We start from the raw sequence: 22,621 nt of genomic DNA, 5'->3' as shown, positions 1-22,621 counted from the left end.
CATTTCTTTTTGGGGCCTATGATACAGATTCATTTTCTTGGTACAGTTTCTCAATACAGTCCCAACATATTTTTTCAGGCTTCATATTGACCTCGATAATCCAAGGCTTCAGTCGCTGATCAAGTCCGATATCAATGCCTAGAAGCTTCACTCCCGGATATTTGCTTTCGATTTTTTCGCTTGCACGAACCCCGATACGATCTATTTGCTCTTTCACATTACGCAGACTTACCCAGTTCGTATGAGAGGACAGCAGCTTCTCAATCGATACAGGACTTCCACCGCTGCGGATGTTCGTAACGATTTTGTTCGATTGGGCTACACGTCCTAAGATGCCTTCATTTTTCCAGCTTTCGTCTTCTTGCTTCTTCACCATAATTCGCAGATCGAAGGGGCGATCCTCCCAGTGCAGTAAGTCAATACCCTGCTGCACGATATACTTTTTGCTTGTTTTCTTGGAGAGAATGAAGGAATACAATCGTTCTTTCGAGTGAAAGGTATGCTGCTTCGTTCCGCGATGAACATGGAACTGCTCCGTTTCAGATGAATCACTGGACTTAGTTACCTTCATGACTCCTTCGCCAAAGGCGCCTTGATTGGGTTTCACATAGACAGATGGATATAACGACAGCATAAAAAACAACGATTCCTTATCCAGCTTCATCGTCTCCGGCAAATGTCCGCGCAGTTCATTGTCCTTCATTAATTCCGTATGATGCTCCAATTTAGGGCCCTTAGGTTTAACGACAGAATGAGTGACAGATGCACTCTTTCTCTTTCTTCGGCTTTTCATGAAATCGTCTCCTTGCCATATGTTTACCTTATCCTATTCGTGTGGTGAAGAACTTGCTTTTCAAGTCTCTGCTTTTTTTACACATTGTTCGAATGCGGAATACACTATGGGCAAGGAGGATGAATGCTTTGGAAATGATTCGAATTGCAGCTGTAGGGGATCTTTTGATGAAAAGTGAGATTATTGGCTCTGTGAAGGAAGATGATGGCTATCGGTTCGAGCCTATTTTCGAACAGGTTGCGCCCTATTTTCAGGAGCATGATCTTACAATCGGCAATTTGGAAACGACATTTTCAGGAACCAACTGGCATGATGAGGGTATTTTAAAGCGGCCAGACAGCAATCGGTGGATAGAGAAAAGGCATCCGAAAACGAGATATCCTATATTCAGCTGCCCGGATGAGTTGGCGCCTGCACTGCAGCATTCGGGCTTCAACCTGCTCACGACAGCGAACAATCACTGTATGGATGGCGGAATTAAGGGGCTTGTACGGACACTCGACGTATTAGATAGGCATGGGCTGCAACATACCGGTACTTTTCGCACGCGCGGGGAAGCGAATAACAGGCTGATACTAACCGTAAAAGGGATTAAACTTGGAATTGCCGCGTATACGCAAGGAACCAATTCCATTCCCGTGCCGAATCCATGGCAGGTCAGTCGCCTGAATCGGAAGAAGCTGTTTGCAGATGTGCGCGAGTTGAGAAAGAGTGCGGATATCGTGATCGTTTGTTTGCATTTTGGACGGGAATACCGCACCTCTCCTACACCGAGCCAACGCAGGCTGATGTCTCTGCTATTTCGTCAGGGAGTGAACATCGTGCTGGGAGCGCATCCCCATGTGCTCCATCCTGTGACTTCGGCCAGAACGAAGGACATTTACGGACAAACAAGGCTGCGTGTGGCAGCTTCGTCTTTAGGCAATTTTTTGACAACACGGCTGAAGAAGGAGCCGAAGACGCTGCAAGGCATGATTCTGTCTCTCACGATAACGAGAGATAAAAGAGGAACAGCGGACATTACGAAAATCGACCGGATCAAGACTTCCGTGCAACGCTATGAGGAACAAGGACGAACAGTGTTCAAAGTCGTTCCGGAACGGCCATGGCGCCAAGAGCATTAATGGATTTGCAGAAATGGGAAGGGATAAGGATCGCGTACTTTCCCCTCCCTTCTATTCCTTCGTTCCTCTAAGTAGAGGCCTTAACTTAAATTCTCCAGTTTCCCCTTCAGTACGGCCTCTTCCCGATTGCTAACCTGTAGCTTGGAATAGAGAACCGAGCAATAATTCCGCACCGTGCCTTCGCTTAAAAACAATCTCTCCGCTATAGACTTGTAACGCAAGCCCAGCGATAGATGCTGCAAAATTTGCTGTTCACGCTGTGTAAGTCCGTATGGATCGTCCTGAATACGACTTGCGCCATTTTCCATTTTGCTCGACTTCAATTGCTTCATGCCTGCAAATACTTGCTCCGCAATGCCCTCTGCAATCCATGTCCCGCCATTATTTATTAATTTGATAGCCTCGGTCAGTTCTCTAGGATGGACAGACTTCAGCATATAGCCGTTGGCTCCGCGCTTAAGGGCCGTTATCGCTTGCTCGACGTCTGAAAAAGTGGTTAGGATCGCGACTTTCAAGTCTGGCCATGACTGCTTCATCGTTTGCAGTGCGCTAATCCCGTCCATTTCCGGCATTTTTACATCCATAAGCACGAGATCCGGGTTGAGCCGTTCGCATTGTTCAAGTGCAGCGCGACCATTGGAGGCTGTTCCAACCACCTCGAATTCAGGGTGCTTGATCAATAAATCTTGCAAGCTATGCAAGATCAATTCCTGATCGTCTACGACAAGGATTCGGATTGCGGCATTGGAGGTTGGCATGTTAAGCGGTACCGAACACACGACAACCGTGCCTTCCTGAGGACGTGAATGAATAGATAAATTGCCGCCTAGTGCGAGCAAACGCTCTTTCATTCCCGACAGTCCATAGCCGTGTTGTACCTGCTCCATCCCTTGCCCATTGTCCTCAATATGTAAACGGAGCCATTCTTCATCGTAAAATAGCGAAATATCAATGGAGGTAGCCTGCCCGTGACGTGCAGCATTCGTCAAGGCTTCTTGCAAGCACCGATATAGGCAGTAACTAACGTGCTTCGTTACAGGAGACTCTGTTCCCAACATACGGAGCTTTACCTTGATGCCTGTTGATGTATAGAAGTCGTTCGACAGCTGGTTTATCGATTCGCTTAGGGTTCCATCCATCTGATCCGGAGACAGATCATGCAGATGTTTGCGAATATCATCGAGCCCTTTGCGAGCCCGCACTATAATTTCCCCATATTGATCGCTGTGTGGTTCAGGAATAGCGGGACGTATCGATTCCAATCCCATAATGATGGATGTTAACGTGTGCCCGATTGTATCATGGAGTTCGTGGGACAGTCTGCTCCGCTCCTCGATCAGAGTAAGCTGCTCTACTTGGGTTACATGATGTTCGAGGACGCGATTCTGCTCTTGAATGATTAGGCTTTGCTTATGAGTGAGTGCCAATAATTGGAAAGCGAAGCCTAGAAAGTATGCCAACCCGTTGTTCGGCAAGTACTGTAGCATAATCACATCCATTGCTGAATTCGTGACCATGCCGATACCGAAGGGAATACAGATCACGACCAGGGGAGCGGTCCACCACAGCCAATTTTGGCTGCTTAAGAAGCCGAATACAAAGGCAGCCATAAGGAACTGCCAAGAGGCTAAAGGCAAGTAGGCACTTATCCAAATGCTGGAAACCCCACAAAGCACGATTTCTGCAAGCATATACCATTGCCTTCCGAAGCGTTGCAGCAGCGGAAGAGGATAGACGAACAAGGCTAGCGCACAGAGCATCCACACCGCGTGAGGGAATTCTTCACGGAATGCTAGTATGATGACTGACGCGCTGAACAGCCAATAGATTCGAGTGACCAGAATCGCCCAATCGTACCACGCCCGCTGTTTCGTCCACGGTATTGCTATATTCAATGTCAGCACCTCATTTCATATCCAGATAAATTCTGCAATGTATTGATAACAGTTATGACGACGTTCAAGAGGCAACTACGTCATTCATTTGGTTAGATTTAATAGCGAATAGGACGCTTGGTGCATCATGACATTATGTCATATGAGACCGTGTCGTCCCCCATTAAGGTGTTGTTGTTAAAAAATTGGATCATAATGACATTTCATCACTACGAAATGTGACATTATTCAGATAGTTTGGAGTTAAGTCGCGGACATACAGCTTGCTAAATTCACCTGAGTGTACGGTACATGCCGTGATTTAGAAGAAAAGAATAGGAGCGGATTCTATGTTATTTCGAAAATGCTTGTTAGCGAGCTTTGCTATGTTGCTTGGAGGGGCCATGCTGCTGAATACTCCGGCAGCTCGTGCAAGTAATCAAGCGGCACAACAAAATCAAGCACCCCATGTGTTAAACGAGAAGTATACGGGCGTCAAAAAAGCGATGGACGAGCTTGTGGGGGGTAAGAAGGTTCCCGGAGTCCTTGCACAGGTTGTAAAGAATGGAGAGGTGTGGTCCTATGGAGCGGGCCAGGCAAGTATTTATAGTGATCGGAAGATGGATCCAGAGTTCCATTTCCGAATCGGCAGCATCACGAAGACGTTCGTCGCAACTGTAATGCTTCAATTGGCGGAGGAGAAGAAATTAAGTTTGGATGATTCTGTGGAGAAATGGCTTCCAGGCGTGGTTCAAGGCAATGGACACAACGGGAACAACATCACGATTCGGCAGCTGCTGAATCATACGAGCGGCATCGGAGAGTATACATCGCTAGACTTCGTAAATCGGGCGGTGGAGAATCCTTATCGTACGTATTCAGCAGATGAATTGATTCGGCTTGGCATGGAGCAGAAGCCGCAGTTCGAGCCCGGTAAGAAATGGAGCTACACCAATACGAACTATGTATTGGCAGGGGCCATTATCCAAAAGGTTACAGGTAAAACGTACAGCGACAATATCGAAGAACGAATTATTAACAAATTAGGCTTGAAGGGAACCTCCGTTGCAGGCGCGCAATCCTCTTTGCCGGATCCGCATGCACGGGGATATGTCGAATTGGAAGACAAGCAGTACATTGACATTACGGAACTGAATCCTTCCTTGACGAGCGCAGCGGGCGACATGATTTCGACTGCCAAGGATTTAAATGTATTTTTCAGTGCACTGCTAGGTGGAAAGCTGCTGTCACAAGAATCGCTAAAACAAATGCTGGATGGTGTAGAGACCCCTTTTGGACGGTATGGATTGGGGATTTACGAAATAACGAAGCGCGCGGATGGAGAGTCAGTGTGGGGCCATAGCGGTGGCATTCATGGATTCCGTTCACTAAGCGGGGGGACTGTTGGCGGAAAATTCGTCATGAGCGCCAACACCAATTTGCTGAAGATTGGAATATCCACTCCAGATCCATTCGCTGAAATCTTCCGTGCAGCGTTTCATGGTATCGACAAGCCGTAATTATTAAAAAAATAATTAGGAGGGTTTCTATGTTGTTTCGAAAATGCTTGTTGGCGAGTTTTGCTATGCTGCTAGGAGGGGCCATGCTGCTGAATACTCCGGCAGCTCGTGCAAGTAATCAAGCGATACAACAAAACCAAGCACCCCATGTGTTAAATGAAATGCATGCAGGCATCAAAAAAGCGATAGACGAGCTCGTGAAGCGTAAGGAGGTTCCCGGTGTTCTTGCACAGGTTGTAAAGGAAGGTAAGGTGTGGTCCTATGGAGCGGGACAGGCAAGTATTCATAGTGATCGCAAGATGGATCCAGAGTTCCATTTCCGAATCGGCAGCATCACGAAGACGTTCGTCGCAACTGTAATGCTTCAATTGGCGGAGGAGAAGAAATTAAGTCTGGATGATTCTGTGGAGAAATGGCTTCCGGGCGTGGTTCAAGGCAATGGATACAACGGGAACAACATCACAATTCGGCAGCTGCTTAATCATACGAGCGGCATTGCCAGTTATACAACGGAAGATTTCGCAAAGCGGACAGTAGTAGAGAATCCTTATCGTACGTATTCAGCAGATGAATTGATTCGGCTTGGCCTGGAGCAGAAGCCGCTGTTCGAGCCCGGCAAGGGATGGAGCTATTCCAACACGGGTTATGTATTGGCGGGGGCCATTATCCAGAAGGTAACAGGTAAAACGTACAGCAACAATATCGAAGAACGAATTATTCACAAATTAGGCTTGAAAGGCACCTCCGTTGCAGGCGCGCAATCCTCTTTGCCGGATCCGCATGCACGGGGATATGTTGAATTGGAAGATAAGCAGTATATTGACATCACGGAGATGAATCCATCCTGGGCCAATGCAGCGGGCGACATGATTTCGACTGTCAAGGATTTGAATGTATTTTTTAGTGCACTGCTAGGTGGAAAGCTGCTGTCACAGGAATCGCTGGCACAAATGCTGGATGGTGTGGAGACCCCTTTAGGGCGGCCGTACGGATTGGGGATTGTCGAATTAACGAAGCGCGCGGATGGTGAATCGGTGTGGGGCCATAGCGGTGGCATTCATGGATTCCATTCACAAAGCGGGGGGACAGTTGGCGGAAATTTCGTTCTGAGCGCTAACATCAATACGCTGGAGGTTGGAATATCCACTTCAAATCCTTATGTTGAAATCTTCCGTGCAGCCTTTAGTGGTATCGACAAGCCGTAGAGTATTTATTGCAATGTTCATCAATTGAAACGAAGTTCCATCACTACGAAATATGACATTATTCAGATAGTTTGGAGTTAGGTCGCGGACATACAGCTTGCTAAATTCACCTGAGTGTACGGTACATGCCGTGATTTAGAAGAAAAGAATAGGAGCGGATTCTATGTTATTTCGAAAATGCTTATTGGCGAGTTTTGCTGTACTGATAGGAGGATCTATGCTGCTGAATGCCCCGGCAGCTCAAGCACAAGGAGAAAGTAATCAAGCAGCCCAACAAACCCAAGCGCATATGTTAGACGAGAAGCATTCGGGCGTCAAAAAGGCGATGGACGAGCTTGTGGAGGGTAAGAAGGTTCCCGGTGTCCTTGCACAGGTTGTAAAGGATGGTAAGGTGTGGTCCTATGGAGCGGGCCAGGCAAGTATTTATAGTGATCGCAAGATGGAGCCTGAATTCCATTATCGAATCGGCAGCATCACGAAGACGTTCGTCGCAACTGTAATGCTTCAATTGGCGGAGGAGAAGAAATTAAGTCTGGATGATTCTGTTGAAAAATGGCTTCCAGGCGTGGTTCAAGGGAATGGATATGATGGGAGCAACATTACGATTCGTCAGCTGCTGAATCATACGAGCGGCATTGCCTGTTATACAACGGAAGATTTCGCAAAGCGGATTGTGGAGACTCCTTATCGTATGTATTCAGTAGATGAATTGATTCGGCTTGGCCTGAAGCAGAAGCCGCTGTTCGAGCCCGGGAAGGGATGGAGCTACTCCAACACGGGTTATGTATTGGCAGGGGCCATTATCCAGAAGGCAACAGGTAAAACGTACAGCGACAATATCGAAGAACGAATTATTCACAAATTAGGCTTGAAAGAAACCTTCGTTGCAGGCACGCAATCCTCTTTGGCGGATCCGCATGCGCGGGGATACGTGGGATTGGAAGACAAGCAGTATATTGACATCACGGAGTTAAATCCATCCTGGGCGAACGCAGCGGGCGACATGATTTCGACTGCCAAGGATTTGAATACGTTTTTCAGTGCACTGCTAGGTGGAAAGCTAGTGTCACATGAATCGCTGACACAAATGCTGGATGGTGTGGAGGCCCCTGTAGGGCGGTATGGATTGGGGATTTACGAAATAACGAAGCGTGCGGATGGAGAGTCGGTGTGGGGCCATAGCGGTGGCATTCCTGGATTCGGTTCACAAAGCGGGGGGACGCTTGACGGCAAGCACGTCATGAGTGCTAACGTCAATATACTTCAGTTTGCAGGATCGAAGACTAATCCCCATGATGAAATCTTTCGTGCCGAATTTAATGGTGCCGATAAGCCGTAAATAATCATTGTCATGTCCGACAAAGGGACAAAGAATACAGCCGTCTTAAAGACGGCTGTATTCTTTATGTTACGATCAGCATTGGCGGAAGGAGGTTAGAATGTCTGGCTATTTTTGACGTTGAATGATGGGTTGAAGTTTGGTGAGATTCTACTTAAGGGTTTTTCTTAATGACGATGGACAGCTTGTAATTCGCATATTGATTCAATTCCACGAGAAACGCATCTAGTTCCTCATTGGAGGGGAAGCGGCACTCCATCAGATAGCAGCATTCGCCGCTAATTTTATAATTATGCAGAACATAGGTCTGCTGTGTCTCGGCAAACGACAGGAATGGCCGATGATCCGGCTGTTTCGTATAAATTTGGATAAACGCTTGTACAGGATAACCGGCCTTGGCTTGATTCAGTTGAATCGTATACCGCTCAATAATGCCTTCGTCCTCAAGCTTTTGCACCCGATTCGCTGTTGCTTGGCCTGTCATATGAATTTTCTGACCGAGCTCCTTCATGGATATTCGAGCGTTGCGGGACAATTCCTCGATAATGTGTTGGTCAGTAGAATCAAGCATCGTAACAACCTCTTTCATAAATCAAGTAAATGGGGGATAACTCTTGATTCAGCATATGTCTAACTTTCTTCCTTCATATTATCCTATACGCAGGACGAGAAAAAGAGAATTGCTGCCATAGGAGGAATATAAAAATGAAAATTACCCAAATTCGCAACGCTACGCTGATTGTGGAATACGGAGGTCAAAGATTGCTGGTTGATCCGTTTTTAGCTCCTAAGGAGACCTATCCTGCATTTCCGAATACCCCACATGGAGAACTAAATAATCCGCTAGTTGATCTGCCGATGAATATAGAAGAAATCATTCAGGCGGATGCCGTCATTATAACGCATCTTCATCTTGATCATTTTGATGATACAGCCAAATCGACGCTGCCGAAGGAAATTCACATTATTGCTCAAAATGAGCAGGATGCTCAAGCGATTCGTGATGTAGGGTTCTATCATGTCGAGGCGATGAATGATCATACCTCCATAGGTGAAGTTCGTTTGCAGCGTACAGTTGGCCGGCATGGCACTGGAGAAATTGGAGAGCGGATGGGTACGGTATCCGGCTTCGTTCTGTCGCATTCGGAAGAGGAGACCTTGTATGTCGCGGGGGATACGATATGGTGCGATGAGGTGGACGCGGCGATCCAGCAGCATCGCCCTGAGGTCATTGTTGTTAACGGAGGTGCAGCACAGTTCCTGATAGGCGACCCAATCCTTATGACGAAGGAGGATATTTATCGGACGCATCAGGCAGCGCCAGAGTCTATCCTTATTTCATCTCATATGGAGGCAGTGAATCACTGTCTGCTGTCGAGACAGGAGCTGCGCAGCTTTGCTCAAGAGAAAGGGATTGCAGATCAAATTATCGTTCCCGATGATGGTCAGGTCATAAAGTTGTGATGTCTACGATGGTGTTATAGTGCGAGATTGAGAATTAATAGGGGAATTTCATGCTACAGAAGCTGCCGACTGGTTCGGCAGCCTTTTCGATTTCTATACGGAAAATGGCGGAGGTGGTATCATTTTTATTATCTATTTAGGCAAAAGGGAAATTTTGATGGCTTGTATAACTAACGGGAGGGATTGCATATATGTACCGCATCTTGATAGTAGAAGACGATGAGAAGATCGCCTCCGTCATACAAAGAAATTTAGAAAAATATCATTTTGAAGCATTGTGCGCTTCACATTTTCGAGATTTGATGTCCGAACTGACCGCTTTCGATCCTCATTTGGTACTGCTCGATATTAATTTGCCGTATTTTGACGGCTATTATTGGTGCAGGCAGATACGCGCCCGATCCAATCTGCCGATCATGTTCATTTCGGCGAGAGAAGGGGAGATGGATCAAGTAATGGCAATTGAGAATGGCGGCGATGACTATATTACAAAGCCAATCATGCTCGATTTGCTGGTTGCCAAGGTGCGCAGCGTGCTGCGCAGAGTATATGGGGATTATGCCTCCGTCTCCGAGCTTCCCCCGCCGCCGGAGGCGGACATAGTCGCGGAAGGACTAATATTAAGTCTTAGCCGCAACGAGCTTATATGGCAGCAGAGGAAAGTCGGGCTGACGAAGAACGAGCAGCTATTGGCCGAATGCCTGCTCGTACATTGTGGTATTGCCGTGACCCGAGATCAGTTGCTGGAAGCGCTCTGGGACGATACTCAATTCGTGGACGACAATACATTGACGGTAAATGTGAAGAGGCTGCGCAATAAGCTAGGAGAGCTTGGTTTGCCGGATGCAATTCGCACGGTTAGAGGGATAGGATATAAGCTGGTGCTCGGCGAGGAAAGCGAGGGATCGAAGGAGGAGCATAATCTTGATGAATAAATACCCCATAGTGTTTGTTCGTGACCGGCTGCTGTATCTGCTTGCAAGCGCTCTAATCATTGGACTTGGAACCAGCCTGATGCTGCTGAAGCAGGCGAAGTATCCAGAAGCGATGGATGACGGTACGATCGTCTACTTCATCGTGCTTTCACTATTATTTGTAGTCCTATGGCTAGTCGTAGATTACATTCGGCAGAAAAACTATTACAAGGAACTGATGCAAGTATGCACAGATTCCGGCGACGTGAATGCAGCCATACTCGTTCAATCCCCCATCACAAGGGAGCAGATGCTCGTTGCGGATGTGCTGGAGCGCCAACATCGTATCTATTTGAATGAGCTTGGAGCCTACCGCCGCCAGCAGGAGATGCATAATCATTTCGTGCTTCAATGGGTGCATCAGATGAAAACTCCGATATCTGCGGCGGACATGCTGTGCCAGGAGGCGATGCAGCAGATTCCGATATCCAAGGGGGGGCAGAGGCAGCTTGCCGCAAGCATTCAGGAGGAAACGGATCGCATGTCCCGCAGCTTGGAGCTGCTGTTGTATACAGCGCGACTCGATAAGTTCGAAATGGATCTCCATATACGGAGAATACCTCTGCATGATCTTGTTCGTTCGGTGGTGAACGGACATAAGCGTCTCTGCATTCGCCATTCTACCTTTCCGCTTATCGAGGGTGAGGCTTGGGTGGAAACGGATGAAAAGTGGATGCGTGTCGTACTGAGTCAGTTCGTCAGCAATGCAATCAAATACAGTAAGAGCAAGCCGGGCGCGAAGCAGCTCCACTTCCGCATCATGAATGACGATAAAGGGGAGTGCCACCTAAGTATAACGGATGAGGGAACCGGAATTCCGCCGCATGATCTTCCTCGCATATTCGATCCATTCTTCACGGGGGAGAATGGAAGGGCGCTTGGGGAATCGACGGGAATGGGACTATATGTAGCCAAGGAAGTTTGCGGCCGGTTAGGCCATAAATTGTCGGTATCTTCAGAGCTTCATGGAGGGACAACGATGACGGTGACGTTTCAAGCAAGGGGCTCCATTTACTTGAGCGGCGCTGATTGCCGTTCAACTCATTCTCGGAAGGTGACAATCTTGTAAGGTTGCCGAGCGCCGCAATGTCACCTAAATCGATGGGATGCATACGGTTAGCAGGGATATACTTGCGTTGTTGTGATACATCAAGAGATTGTGCATGGGAGGCCAGGAGTTATGAGTACGATCAAGCGGCGAGGGAATAGGGAAACCTCCAAGGGAAAGCGGTCATGACGATTCGAGCCCTTGCTTTGCGCAACATTCGCGGGAATTGGCGCTCATGCTGTGCTTTTTTCCTGAGCAGCGCATTTTCTGTTATGGTCTTTTACATGTTTGCCGCGTTTCGATTCCATCCTGATGTGTTGAACGGCCATATATTAGGCGCTGACAAAGTTAGGCAGGGCATGATGTTTTGCCAGTATATCATCATCATATTCTCGGTACTGTTCGTACTGTATTCTAGTACGGCATTCATCAGGACGCGACGGCAGGAATTCGGCCTGCTCACTTTATTTGGAATGACACGAGGGCAACTGCGCAAATTGATTGTATACGAGCATGCAGGCATTGCCATGTTGGCCATTGGATTTGGTATTGGACTCGGCATCGCATTTAGCAAGCTGTTCTTCATGACGATGGAAGTGCTGCTAGATCGAGAGGTGACGATCCTATTTGCTGTGCCAATGGAAGCGCTAGGCTTGACCGTTGTCTGCTTTGCATTGTTGTTTGCGGTCATATCTGCATGGGCTGCCTGCAAGACAGGCCATGGCGAGATCGTTGATATGCTTGGGGCTTCAAGAGAACCGGCCGAACAAGCTGCCTTTTCTCATGGACTCGCAGCTCTGGCAGTCATCTGCTTAGGAACGGCTTATGGATTGGCACTTAGCATAAATATAAGGAATTTCCCGTTGTTGGCCTTGCCGGTTATGATTTCAGTAACGATTGGTACGTACTTATTCTTCACCCAGTTCAGCTTGTTAGTACTGCACTCCATTCAGCGAAGCCCAAGATTCTATTATCATCGAACCACGATGATTATCGTTGGCCAGCTTAGATCCAGACTGAAGAGTAATGCAATGATGCTGTTTCTCGTATCAATGCTGAGTGCGGTCATGGTGACGGCGTCGGGTGCAATTTACATGATGAAGCGGGCCGTCCAGGTCGACGGCTATCGGACGCAGTACGAGAATGCGCAGAGCCTGATGGGGTTGACGATGTTCATTGGCCTATTCATTAGCTTGTTATTTTTTATGGCAGCGGGCAGCGTGATTTATTTCAAGCTATTTACCGAGCTTCGAGAGGATCAGGCGCATTGCAAGGCACTGTCTCGGATCGGCTTGACGGAAGGCGAAATTCGAGGCATTGTTATGGCCCAAATCGGTATTCTCTTCTTTGCTCCCTGTATTATCGGTACCATTCATGCCTTGATTGCTATGAAGGCATTGGACAATCTCCTGATGCTATCCAACTGGAGCTATTCGTTCGCCGTTATCGGCATCTACCTGGTCTTGCACACGATATATTTTTTAATCACTTGCCATGACTACATGAATAGCATACTGCGAGGTGCCTTTGGGCATAGAATGGGGAGAAAGTTATGAACATTTCACGTATCGTTTGCAAGAAAATAGCCGCAATTGTTGGTTGTATGATGATAGCCATATCTGTTATGGCAACCTGTGCCCTACCCTATGCTGCAGCGGAACAAGCGGAGGCAGAACACACAGCCAGCACCAAAAAAATTGAGCAATTTATTGAAGAACAACGAGAGCGCAGTCAAATTCCGGGTATGTCCGTTGTTATTGTTGAGAAGGGAAAGACGGTGTTTGAAAAAGGATTTGGCTATGCCGATCTGGATTCAAAAAAAACTGTGACAGAACATACGTTGTTCGAATTAGGGTCTACGACTAAGGCTTTTACGGGACTAGCCATTTTACAGCTTGAAAAGGCAGGATTGATTAACCGGACGGATGACGTCAGAAAGTACCTGCCATGGTTCACCATGAACAATGAAGGAAAGCCGGCTGCAATTACAATTGGCCAGCTGCTGTACCATACAAGCGGCATTTCGGCCCGGACGATAGCTTCAATTCCCGAAGACGATACGGATCGTGCGTTGGAAAAAACGATTCGGATGCTGCTGGGACAAGAATTGGATCGCAAGCCGGGCAGCTCACATGAGTATGCAACGATTAACTATGATGTACTGGGACTAGTTATCGAGCAGGTAACGAAGCAGTCTTATGAAACGTATATAAAGCAGCATGTTTTGGAGCCGCTTGGCATGACTGCTTCGTTTGTCGGCATCCAGCCGGTTCTGCCTAGCGAGATGGCGACTGGATACCGAGTGGGCTTTCTGAAGCCGAGATCGTATTTTCCGCCGATTTATCGCGGCAATAACCCAGCCGGATATCTGGTAAGCAACAGCATTGATATTGCGAAATGGATGAACGCACAGCTCGGATATGGATTGAATGAGCAGGTAAGCAAAGAATTAGTGCAAGAATCTCAGAAGCCCGATCTATCCGTGGATCCGATCGATGATACCTACTATGCAAGCGGGTGGAGCATCGGAGAGGATCAGAAGCTTATTATGCACGCAGGTGCGAACCCGACCTTCTCCTCTTATATCATTTTACAGCAGGATCGGCAGCTTGGGGTTGCTGTCATGGCCAATAGGATGAGCGATGCTACGGCTGCTATTGGCCAAAGCGTGCTGACGCTGTGGAAGGGAGAGAACCTCAGCGATACGGTACCGAATGATCGGATGCAGGCCCTGGATCAAGCAGCAGTGAGCGCAGTCGGGATTACAGGAGGGCTTGCCCTGCTGGGATGGCTGGCAGGTGGAAGGCTCGCCTGGAATATCGCGAAGCGGAAGCGTGTATTGGTTTCGCTTGGTGTTATGCGATTAATTGGATTTGTAGCCTTGCTGCTTGTGTGTGCAGGGGGGATTTGCTTGGTGCTTGCGCTTCCGAAATTATTCCTTGGGGGCATGCCATGGTCGTTTATCGCCGTATGGTCTCCGCCGACGATTCTCATTGCTGCATACTGCTTGGCAGCGATGTTTGCAGGATGGTTTGTATACGGTGCCTTGAAAATCGTTACGAAGAAAACGGAATAATGGATTACGTATTAAGAATGGGAAAGCTGTCGGATACCGATGGCTTTTTTTATTAGGGATAATTTGCGGAGTACATTAGGAATATGATGCGGGCTCAATTATAATGAGAACAGGCTGAAAGTATCGATATGAATTAGGAGTGGAATGTTGGTGGAATACACGGCTCAACAGGTAGCGGAATGGATGGCCGATGAAATCAGAACAAAGGGCGTTGCTTATCAGAGCGATGTCATTGAATATGTGAAGGCCAACTTCGGAGAGCATTTTGTATATGTGAACGAGAATGGAAATGCTTCACTCGACAAGGAAGTCAAGAAGGCGTTCCGCAAGCTCCATCGCGGCAAAATTGCGTGGGACAGAGACGGATTTTGCTGGGGATGGACGTAAACGAACGTCAATGGATGTCAATGGACGTCAATGTGATGAGGGAACGCTGGATAATAAGGGGCATCATTTGCTTTTTGTGCATCTGGTGGATGGCAGGCGATTCGCCGTCAATAGAGAAGTAGAAGGTGAAGGAGCGGTATGATATATGGCGCAGCAAAAATACTATGTGGTATGGGAAGGCAGTAAGCCGGGAATTTATACGAGCTGGCCGCAATGTCAGGCACAGGTGAGCAATTATAAGGATGCAAAATATAAGTCCTATACATCCAAGGCAGAAGCGGAGAAGGCCTATCAGGAAGGCTGGAAGAAGCATTGGGGACAAGGTGCGGCAAAGAAAGGAGCGACCGGTAAATCGAAGGGAGCCTCAGCTCCTGTATCCAAATCGGAAATTGATTATAATAGCATTTCCGTAGATGTAGGGACGAGGGGGAATCCAGGCCCAATCGAGTATCAGGGCGTAGACACGAAAACGGGAGAGGTGCTCTTTGCAAAAGGCCCAATTCCAAATGGCACGAACAATCTAGGGGAGTTTCTTGCCATTGTACATTCCTTGGCTTATCTTAAGCAGCAGGGCAGTAATAAAACAATTTACAGCGATTCTCGGACAGCCATGAAGTGGGTTCGGGAGAAGAAGGTGGCGACCACACTGGTTCGCAATGAGTCAACGCAGGAAGTATGGAATCTGGTCGACCGGGCGCTTCACTGGCTGCAAACGAATACGTACAGCAACAAAATCTTGAAATGGGAAACGGAGCATTGGGGCGAGATTAAGGCTGATTACGGCAGAAAATAGAAGCTTTTCAACAACTCCTTTTGCTTAGATTTGTGCGGAATTGGAATGGAGAACCACTTTTCATACAGATTAATTTGGAAATATGGTATAATGGAACCATACTGATTCGGCTGTAGTCGCAATATCGTGCCCCGAACGTGACGTTTGGGGCTTTTATATTTACAGTCGGCGTATCAACATATCATGTGAGGAGAGATGGGGTTTGTACAGCTCGCGGAAGAAATCACAGGAGGATGTGCCGATGGAAATGACATCGGTGTGGATATGTTCGAACGAAGAATGTAATGGATGGATGAGAGACAATTTCTCGTTTTCCAATGAACCGACATGCCCGCAATGCAAGTCAGCTATGGTCAAGGGCGAGAAGAAGATAGCTGTTCTTGCTAACACAAGTCCAGTTCAATCCAAATAAGGGTTGAAGGAAAATGCTTTATAGTACTATTTAGCTTTTGGGGACACGGATAACGTGTTTCTTTTTTAGATGATGACAATACCTAGAGAAGAGGCAGTTCTAACAAGTCAGCAATTTTAAGTTGTTGACTAAGTTAGGACTGCCTTTTCTTACTTCAGACCAGTTTCAATTAGTCCAGTTAGTGATAAGGTGTTTTCTGCTGTCGGTTCATTAGATCCTCAACTGCGTCTGTAACGGCCTCCTGCAAGGTATATTGGGTATGGAAGCCCAGCATGCGGATCTTGTTATCGTTCCAGATGCGGTTGGTCGTTAATGTATCCCGTGCAAAAGGTGACATGTGATACGATTTCAACTGCTTCTCTGTTAGAGTTGCGGGAATATGGAGTTCAGCTGCTGACTTCCCTACAGCGTCATCAATGGCTTTCTTCAACTGCTTCCAGGATGTGTCGAACCCTTTTAACACATAGATACCGTTGTCTTGTGCGGGCTGATCGTAGGTTCCGAGCCATGCCATTGCGCGACCGATATCGCGGGTATCTACAAGCGATACCTTGGCTGCTCCACTCTCAACTATAGGATACTGATCGCTCTGATGAGTCTTGAACATTCGTGCAAAGAATGATGTCTTATCTCGAATGCCGATCGCACTGGCTGGCCGCAAAATGATGGACGTCATTCCGGTTCGGTCGCCAATTTCCCTCACAATCTGTTCCCTTGTCAGTCCTAATTGCTGAATAGGGTATATCGGCTGCGTATCATATTGTTCATCGATTGGTTCATTGCTGTGGAAGTCATAGACAACAATGGTGCTCAGTTGAATGAAACGAGCTACCCCTTGGGCAGCTGCAGTTTCTGCCAGTAATCTCGTCAATTGAATCTCTACAGGCGCTTCTGTACGTATCGTCGTATGGAGCTTCGCATCTGCCGTACAGTTGTACACCACATCATGTCCCTTAATAACGTTGGCCACCTCTGCTGGATCCATCAATTGAAGTCGAGTTACATGAACGCCCATTTGCTCAAGCCATAAGGTATTGCTTGTATGGCGCGCCACAGCAGTTACTTCGTGTCCAGCAAGCAGCAACTGTTCAACGACATGGCTTCCAATAAAGCCAGTGCTTCCGAATACAATTGCCTTCATAGATCTATTCCCCCTCTGTCTTACCCCAATAGCTCCTTCACATCCAAGGTGCGCCCTGTTGTGCTGTTATCATAATCGAACTGCTTTTCTAATAAAAGTACGGTTATTTTGTATAGTAACTATTCAATAAAATAGTAATAGAAGCTTTTCGTTGTGCGTGATAGAGACAGGGTTAGGCACAATACTGCCTTAGGTTGGGTAAAAGGAGCTAATTTTCTTGTAAGAAATTGCCGTTTCTTGCTTGACTTTCGATTCTAGCAGCATTAATCTGGTGATATAGAACTAATAGATTTATTTTCCAAATTGATAGAGTCTATATAGATAAAGGCAAACCCATCGAAAGATGGCGACGCAAAACTATAGGGGCTACGGCGAATTTCGCTAAGCCAGCCAGTTACCGAGTATAGAGGAATAGCGGCAGCGAAAATGCACGTTACGATCCCTTCTTATTTCGGTAAGTGGGGATCTTTTTTATTGCTTGTAAACTTCATATCGCACTCCGTATTTGTATAAAGGCAAAGCCATTGAAAAATGGTGACGCAAAGCTATAGGGGCTACAGCGTATCTTGCTAAGCCAGCCAGTTACCAATCATGAAGCAGGGCAGTGCTGAATCGATCATTCAGTTGTTTTCGCTTCGGGAGGAGAATGTATCGTGAAATGGGACAAGCGTGTTGTCGCACTTATTCTTGCAGTTATGATCGTATGTCCGTTATTTGCAGCTCCGGCTCATGCACAGGAGCAGTCCATTTTGGACAAGCTGGTTGTGTTGCCTAGCGGTGAATACAACCATAGTGAGGCGGCTGCAATGAAGCAGCGGCTGGAGAAGATTCCAACATCGATCTTGGACGCCTTGTACAGCAAAGGGGTTAAAATTAAGCTTACACAAGGCGCCATAACGAACGAGCCGGAGCTTGCTTATCTGAAAGGGGTAGTACCTAGAGGATGGGAAGGCACTGGGTTAACATGGGATGATGTTCCCGGAGTGAGTGAGCGAGTAGTTGCAGTTCGCATTGGATATAGCGAGAAAGGGAAGGGTCATAATTCGCTCAATCTGGAAATTCACGAAACACTGCATGCTGTTGATCGTCTTGTACTCAATGAAGTAAGCGGCACAGACGAATTCATAAATATTTTCAACAAAGAAGCAAGTGTGAAATATAATGGCGATGGCTATGTATCGGCATACCCAACGGAATATTTCGCTGAAGCGGCAAGTTTGTACTTGTATAGCGATGCGACTCGGAGCGATTTGAAGGACAGCATGCCATTAACGTATGAGTTTATGGCTAAGCTGTTTGCCAACTGAGAGCCTTACATAGAAGAAGAAGCGCCTCCTCGACATGCGTCGAATAGGCGCTTTGCTGCATAATCGTGCTTTGTTGCGATTATGGATAGACAACATCGGCGTTGACTTTATCCCACGATTCGAAGTTATCCTTGATGCGGTGGTAGTCATGGTAGTTCGTGGCTTCCATCACATCGGAATAGTACCAGTTCGTTGGAGTAATGTCAGGCCATTTTTTCGCGTCCTTATGAATTTCATCATTGTGAACCTTGCGGTTCAGCACGCTGTTAATGAAGGCCATAGCTTCGGCGCGAGTAATGTATTGATTTGGCTTAAATGTGCCGTTTTTATAACCTTTAATCCAACCTTTGTTCGCAGCGGATACAATGTATTTCTCCGCCCAGTGACCGCTGATATCGGAGAACATCGTATTCGGCTGCTCGTTCAGCTTATCGAATCTCGAAGCAATCGCGGCGAACTCTGCTCTTGTAATTGGTCTTTCCGGCAGGAAGGAGCCATCAGGGTATCCCTTGATAATGCCCGCATTCTCCATGGTGGAGATGTGCCTGTTCGACCAACGTTTTTCGGCAATGTCCTTATAGGAGTTCGTGCCCTTCAAGAAGTTAGCCCGTGTGCTATTTTCCATTAGGCGATAGAAAATAACAGCTACTTCCTCGCGGCTAATTAGATTTTCCGGCTTGATTTTACCGTCCGGATATCCATTGATGTAATTGTAGTGATAGCTGGTTTCTAACTTTGGTACCGGCGGCAATGGTTTTACTGGTGGAACTGGTGGTAATGGCTTGGAGCTTGGATAATAGGAACTACTGCCGCCACTGCTGCTGCCTCCGCCACTTGAGTTTCGTGTGTAATAGAAGATGTATTCTTGCCCTTCCTTATCGGTGAAGGTGTAAGTGTCAGTGGATTTCACAGGTGTGTACCCTGATATGGACAGTGCTGTAAGCTCTACTTTTTCCCCGGCCTTGCCGTTCTTCGTCGTTGGATTCACCAACTGCTTGCCTGTTCCCTGCTCCACATACTTAATTGTCACATGTTGATCTGGATGAGTAATTGGATTCTTAATGTAGAGGATAGAGAAGGTCTGAGTCGCTTCTCCCGTGAAGACATAGTCATAAGCAGCGTGTTCCGGGTTGTAGACTGCATCTGTCACAGTAATCGGTGTAGGTTTCAGCGTAATGTGTTCCCCGGCTTTGCCTTTCAGTGAAGTTGGTTCTGCCAGCGGTGCAAGAGTTTCCTTATCCAGATGCAATACCGTCAGCAGCAATGGCTCTACTGGTTCGCCCTTCTTGTAGTAAATCGTATACAGTTGTTCTAGAGTCCCCTCAATTGTAATGTCATGGTTGAATTTTATTGGCTGGTACACGGCGTCAGCGACGGAAATTGGCTCAGCTGTTACATGAACGACTTCGCCAGACTTTCCACTGACCGTAGTAGGTTCATGCAGCACTGCGTCAGTGCCTTCTTCAAGATGATGAACAGTTACGAAATAGGTTGGCAGCTCTTTCTTGCTGTAGAAGAACGTATAGGATTGTTCAGCTTGCTCAGTGACTGCGTATTCATGCTGATAGGAAGCTGGCACGTAGATTACACCATCAACTGTAATATCTTCTGCTCTCAGTGTGATGGTTGCCCCAACCTTGCCGCTTGTTGAAGTGGACTCCTTCAGAACTGTGCCAGTAGCTGCATCCTTATAGTGGACGTGCACGGTGCGTTCTTGAGGAATAACGTCCTTCTTGGTGTAGATGAAGGTATAGGATTGCTCCTCTTTGTCAGTAATGGTGTATTCATGTTCATAAGCGTTAGGAACGTAGACAACACCATTAATCGTAATATCTTCCGCCTTCAGCGTAACCGTTTCTCCAACCTTACCGCTTGTCGAAGTAGATTCCTTCAGAACCGCACCAGTATCCGCCTCTTTATAGTGGACGTGAACAGTGCGTTCTACAGGAGCATTCTTGGTGTAGAAGAAGGTATGCTCTTGGTTAGCCTCAGCCGTGAATGTGTATCTGACTTCCGGATTCACTGGAGTGTAGCCTGTGATTTCAAGTGCAGTCAGTGTTACTGATTCTCCAGTTTTGCCGTCTTTCGAAGAGTCTTTTGCGATAGGTAGCTTGGTGTCTTGGTCAATGTAGTGGATGGTTATTTTTTGTGGATTCGCGGTGTAGAAGAAGGTAACCACGTTGTCTGTAGCTTTGACGGTATAGGTTATTTCCGCCTTTTCAGGCGTGTAACCCGGAATATCCAGAGCTTTCAACGTAACGGCCTCGCCAACTTTGCCTGAATGAGAAGTGTCGTCGTCAGCAATGGACTTGCTCGTATCTTTATCGACGAACTTGATACTGATAGGAAGATCCATCTTCTTGTAGAAGAAGGTGTATTCGTTGTCCTTGGCCTTGAACGTGTACTGAACCTCAGTCTTCTCAGGTGTGTAACCTGGAATGTCCAGAGCCTTCAACGTAATCGTCTGTCCGATTGTGCCGGAGAGAGAAGAGTCGTCGTTAGCGATGGATTTACCTGTTTCTCTATCTACGTACTTAATCGTTAACTTATGTGGAGCTAGCGCATATCCGAACCATATGGTTTTATTAGGCTCCTGAATCGTTAACGTTTCTTCTGTAGGATCAGTACCCTTTTTCAATACATAGTTATCAAGCTTCGGAGCAGGCACCTTGTATTTCGGCCCTATGTCCAGCGCGTCCTTGCCGTTGACGGTGAAGGATCCACTGTACAACTGCTCTGCAAGATCCACACGTTCAACAACCTTGCCGTCTGCGTTAATAGGCTCGCCTTGGTCATTTACCTTGTAGCCTTTCACAAGTATGGAGCCTTTGCCGAAGCTGACTTGCGGCACTTCAAACTCTTTTGATGTACGTTGTTGATTCACATCTGTGTATTCCATGGTAGTTCGCCCGTTTGTCGGGTAATTGACATCGGCGCTTGGATTTTTGGAAGAGTCCATTTTGATGGTATATGTCAAGGTTGCCGGACTTCCTTCTACGATGTTGCCAACGTCCCATACAAACGTTTCAGAAGCTGCATCCCATTTCACTGTCCCTTGAGATACTTTATAGTCTTGATTTTCAACAGGCGCATTACCCTTGAAAATAAGGTTAAACATTTCACCCATCGGATCCTTGACTACAGCATTTTCAGCCGCGTAAGAGATTTTCCCTGCCAGTTCAGAGAAAACCTTCTCCAGCTCCGCACTGTCAGATGGGTAATAGTTGTTTGCTGAAGCGCTGTTTTTTAATACATATACAGCGTTAGCATCATTGCCGACCTCAAGCCCGATCGAATAAATGTTGATTCCTGCATCCTTGGATGCCTTGGCTTGAGATATCGTAGGAATTCCATTGTCCTTAACCGTATAGTTGCCTATCGTGTATCGATCCCCGAACAAGCCAGAGGATAATTGATAGCTGTTGCCTGAACCGATAGTCTTGGTGTAGTCAAAATCTGATAATACAAAGTTGTACTTATTGTTGGGCCATGAATAAGAGGCAGCTTTTTTTGCAGGAGAACTGAACGTTGGCGCACCGTCGCTGAGCAGCACAATAAATTTATTTTTGGCTGAACTCTTGGTAGCTAATAAACGATGTGCTGTGTAGAGAGCGCTTTGTATGTTTGTCCCTCCGGAAGCCGAGATACCCTTAATATTGTTCAGGAGCTGCTGTTTATCATTCTGGCCAAGGAATCCGGATGATGTGTCCTCTGAGCTGGTGCTAAACGTGACAAGAGCAATTCTTGTTTTGACGTTGGAAAAAAGCAGCGTATTTACAAATTTCTCTGCTGCCTTTTTGGCATTGTCTAACCGTTTGTAGGATCTCATACTGTCTGACTTGTCTAAGACAAGTACGACATCGGTGTCACCGGCTTCAACGTTCTTCCCTTCGGCGGTTAGAGTAATCTGCCATTCTCCCGGCGTCCCGGTTGGCTTCGCTGTCTTGCTTAATTTCACAGCACCTGGTTCTGGCCAGATTGGATCTTGTGCGGCTGCATCTGCACTTTGCAGTGTGTGAGGAATAAACCCGAAGAACACGGCAAATACGCACAGCCATGTTACAGCTAACTTTACTCTACGTTTCATTCAATTCGCCACCTCATTTTTTCATTTTATTCCTCCCTTAACTACAGTGAGTCCATGCCTCCTCATTCTTATTTATA

At 46.9% G+C, this 22,621-nt stretch carries 18 protein-coding genes and 2 riboswitches; of the genes, 13 read left to right on the top strand and 5 right to left on the bottom strand.

All coding sequences use genetic code 11. The annotated features are described in order from the left end of the window. Positions 1-16: 16 nt before the first annotated feature. Positions 17-793: a YheC/YheD family protein gene (locus ACQ5BJ_RS16205; protein ID WP_005543672.1), complete on the bottom strand. Its 777-nt coding sequence runs from the start codon at positions 791-793 to the stop codon at positions 17-19. 134 nt (positions 794-927) lie between these two features. On the opposite strand from ACQ5BJ_RS16205, the gene ACQ5BJ_RS16200 reads away from it, so the two are divergent. After that, positions 928-1,917, top strand: a complete 990-nt coding sequence (locus tag ACQ5BJ_RS16200) for a CapA family protein (protein WP_430111598.1) — start codon at positions 928-930, stop codon at positions 1,915-1,917. A gap of 80 nt (positions 1,918-1,997) precedes the next feature. Here ACQ5BJ_RS16200 and ACQ5BJ_RS16195 read toward each other — a convergent pair whose 3' ends face one another. After that, complete coding sequence (locus ACQ5BJ_RS16195) at positions 1,998-3,821, bottom strand: response regulator (RefSeq protein WP_367668545.1); 1,824 nt, start codon at positions 3,819-3,821, stop codon at positions 1,998-2,000. A 320-nt stretch (positions 3,822-4,141) separates the two neighbouring features. Between ACQ5BJ_RS16195 and ACQ5BJ_RS16190 the strand changes: the two genes are divergently transcribed. From ACQ5BJ_RS16190 to ACQ5BJ_RS16180, 3 genes are all read left to right on the top strand, one after another. Next, positions 4,142-5,311 (top strand): serine hydrolase domain-containing protein, encoded by a 1,170-nt coding sequence (locus ACQ5BJ_RS16190; protein WP_262866396.1) that lies wholly within the window; start codon positions 4,142-4,144, stop codon positions 5,309-5,311. A 29-nt stretch (positions 5,312-5,340) separates the two neighbouring features. Next, complete coding sequence (locus tag ACQ5BJ_RS16185; protein ID WP_262866395.1) at positions 5,341-6,516, top strand: serine hydrolase domain-containing protein; 1,176 nt, start codon at positions 5,341-5,343, stop codon at positions 6,514-6,516. Between the two features lie 163 nt (positions 6,517-6,679). Continuing rightward, positions 6,680-7,855, top strand: coding sequence for a serine hydrolase domain-containing protein (locus tag ACQ5BJ_RS16180; protein WP_430111512.1), 1,176 nt, complete (start codon positions 6,680-6,682; stop codon positions 7,853-7,855). Positions 7,856-8,009: 154 nt separating this feature from the next. Here the strand turns inward: ACQ5BJ_RS16180 and ACQ5BJ_RS16175 are convergent, their stop codons facing one another. Continuing rightward, on the bottom strand, positions 8,010-8,426 hold the full coding sequence (locus tag ACQ5BJ_RS16175; protein WP_005543654.1) for an Lrp/AsnC family transcriptional regulator: 417 nt from the start codon (positions 8,424-8,426) through the stop codon (positions 8,010-8,012). A 134-nt stretch (positions 8,427-8,560) separates the two neighbouring features. Between ACQ5BJ_RS16175 and ACQ5BJ_RS16170 the strand changes: the two genes are divergently transcribed. From ACQ5BJ_RS16170 to ACQ5BJ_RS16135, 8 genes are all read left to right on the top strand, one after another. Then, entirely contained in the window at positions 8,561-9,319 is a 759-nt protein-coding gene (locus tag ACQ5BJ_RS16170; RefSeq protein WP_005543652.1) for an MBL fold metallo-hydrolase, read from the top strand. Between the two features lie 191 nt (positions 9,320-9,510). Then, entirely contained in the window at positions 9,511-10,254 is a 744-nt protein-coding gene (locus tag ACQ5BJ_RS16165) for a response regulator transcription factor (protein WP_005543651.1), read from the top strand. Continuing rightward, complete coding sequence (locus ACQ5BJ_RS16160; RefSeq protein ID WP_430111596.1) at positions 10,247-11,362, top strand: sensor histidine kinase; 1,116 nt, start codon at positions 10,247-10,249, stop codon at positions 11,360-11,362. The genes ACQ5BJ_RS16165 and ACQ5BJ_RS16160 overlap by 8 nt, the downstream gene beginning before the upstream one ends. Positions 11,363-11,526: 164 nt before the next feature. Next, complete coding sequence (locus ACQ5BJ_RS16155; protein ID WP_268620550.1) at positions 11,527-12,897, top strand: FtsX-like permease family protein; 1,371 nt, start codon at positions 11,527-11,529, stop codon at positions 12,895-12,897. After that, positions 12,894-14,417: a serine hydrolase domain-containing protein gene (locus ACQ5BJ_RS16150; protein ID WP_430111510.1), complete on the top strand. Its 1,524-nt coding sequence runs from the start codon at positions 12,894-12,896 to the stop codon at positions 14,415-14,417. The genes ACQ5BJ_RS16155 and ACQ5BJ_RS16150 overlap by 4 nt, the downstream gene beginning before the upstream one ends. A gap of 150 nt (positions 14,418-14,567) precedes the next feature. Next, positions 14,568-14,804 (top strand): DUF6953 family protein, encoded by a 237-nt coding sequence (locus tag ACQ5BJ_RS16145; RefSeq protein WP_430111508.1) that lies wholly within the window; start codon positions 14,568-14,570, stop codon positions 14,802-14,804. Positions 14,805-14,949: 145 nt separating this feature from the next. After that, entirely contained in the window at positions 14,950-15,597 is a 648-nt protein-coding gene (rnhA, locus tag ACQ5BJ_RS16140; RefSeq protein ID WP_005543645.1) for a ribonuclease H, read from the top strand. A 202-nt stretch (positions 15,598-15,799) separates the two neighbouring features. Continuing rightward, positions 15,800-16,009 (top strand): cold-shock protein, encoded by a 210-nt coding sequence (locus tag ACQ5BJ_RS16135; RefSeq protein ID WP_040734930.1) that lies wholly within the window; start codon positions 15,800-15,802, stop codon positions 16,007-16,009. Between the two features lie 178 nt (positions 16,010-16,187). Here ACQ5BJ_RS16135 and ACQ5BJ_RS16130 read toward each other — a convergent pair whose 3' ends face one another. Continuing rightward, positions 16,188-17,150: an NAD-dependent epimerase/dehydratase family protein gene (locus tag ACQ5BJ_RS16130; protein WP_430111506.1), complete on the bottom strand. Its 963-nt coding sequence runs from the start codon at positions 17,148-17,150 to the stop codon at positions 16,188-16,190. A 316-nt stretch (positions 17,151-17,466) separates the two neighbouring features. Further along, a riboswitch (cyclic di-GMP riboswitch) is annotated at positions 17,467-17,552 on the top strand. A gap of 102 nt (positions 17,553-17,654) precedes the next feature. Then, positions 17,655-17,740: riboswitch (cyclic di-GMP riboswitch) on the top strand. Positions 17,741-17,803: 63 nt separating this feature from the next. Here ACQ5BJ_RS16130 and ACQ5BJ_RS16125 point away from each other — a divergent pair. Then, positions 17,804-18,457: an anthrax toxin lethal factor-related metalloendopeptidase gene (locus tag ACQ5BJ_RS16125; protein WP_268620555.1), complete on the top strand. Its 654-nt coding sequence runs from the start codon at positions 17,804-17,806 to the stop codon at positions 18,455-18,457. 79 nt (positions 18,458-18,536) lie between these two features. Here the strand turns inward: ACQ5BJ_RS16125 and ACQ5BJ_RS16120 are convergent, their stop codons facing one another. Continuing rightward, positions 18,537-22,544 carry a MucBP domain-containing protein gene (locus ACQ5BJ_RS16120; protein ID WP_430111504.1) on the bottom strand — a complete coding sequence of 1,336 codons (4,008 nt, stop codon included), beginning with the start codon at positions 22,542-22,544 and terminating at the stop codon, positions 18,537-18,539. Between the last annotated feature and the right edge of the window lie 77 nt (positions 22,545-22,621).

Origin of the sequence: Paenibacillus sp. B1-35, from assembly GCF_050474385.1 — a bacterium.
GTDB lineage: Bacteria > Bacillota > Bacilli > Paenibacillales > Paenibacillaceae > Paenibacillus_B > Paenibacillus_B alvei.
This window is presented reverse-complemented; position numbering and strand designations above follow the sequence as displayed.

Bases quoted from the DNA above. Each gene is read 5' to 3' on its own strand.
- ACQ5BJ_RS16150 (WP_430111510.1), top strand. From the start codon at position 12,894: ATGAACATTTCACGTATCGTTTGCAAGAAAATAGCCGCAATTGTTGGT.
- ACQ5BJ_RS16185 (WP_262866395.1), top strand. From the start codon at position 5,341: ATGTTGTTTCGAAAATGCTTGTTGGCGAGTTTTGCTATGCTGCTAGGA.
- ACQ5BJ_RS16205 (WP_005543672.1), bottom strand. From the start codon at position 793: ATGAAAAGCCGAAGAAAGAGAAAGAGTGCATCTGTCACTCATTCTGTC.
- ACQ5BJ_RS16170 (WP_005543652.1), top strand. From the start codon at position 8,561: ATGAAAATTACCCAAATTCGCAACGCTACGCTGATTGTGGAATACGGA.
- ACQ5BJ_RS16130 (WP_430111506.1), bottom strand. From the start codon at position 17,150: ATGAAGGCAATTGTATTCGGAAGCACTGGCTTTATTGGAAGCCATGTC.
- ACQ5BJ_RS16190 (WP_262866396.1), top strand. From the start codon at position 4,142: ATGTTATTTCGAAAATGCTTGTTAGCGAGCTTTGCTATGTTGCTTGGA.
- rnhA (WP_005543645.1), top strand. From the start codon at position 14,950: ATGGCGCAGCAAAAATACTATGTGGTATGGGAAGGCAGTAAGCCGGGA.
- ACQ5BJ_RS16155 (WP_268620550.1), top strand. From the start codon at position 11,527: ATGACGATTCGAGCCCTTGCTTTGCGCAACATTCGCGGGAATTGGCGC.
- ACQ5BJ_RS16165 (WP_005543651.1), top strand. From the start codon at position 9,511: ATGTACCGCATCTTGATAGTAGAAGACGATGAGAAGATCGCCTCCGTC.
- ACQ5BJ_RS16180 (WP_430111512.1), top strand. From the start codon at position 6,680: ATGTTATTTCGAAAATGCTTATTGGCGAGTTTTGCTGTACTGATAGGA.
- ACQ5BJ_RS16160 (WP_430111596.1), top strand. From the start codon at position 10,247: ATGAATAAATACCCCATAGTGTTTGTTCGTGACCGGCTGCTGTATCTG.
- ACQ5BJ_RS16175 (WP_005543654.1), bottom strand. From the start codon at position 8,426: ATGCTTGATTCTACTGACCAACACATTATCGAGGAATTGTCCCGCAAC.
- ACQ5BJ_RS16200 (WP_430111598.1), top strand. From the start codon at position 928: ATGATTCGAATTGCAGCTGTAGGGGATCTTTTGATGAAAAGTGAGATT.
- ACQ5BJ_RS16120 (WP_430111504.1), bottom strand. From the start codon at position 22,544: ATGAAACGTAGAGTAAAGTTAGCTGTAACATGGCTGTGCGTATTTGCC.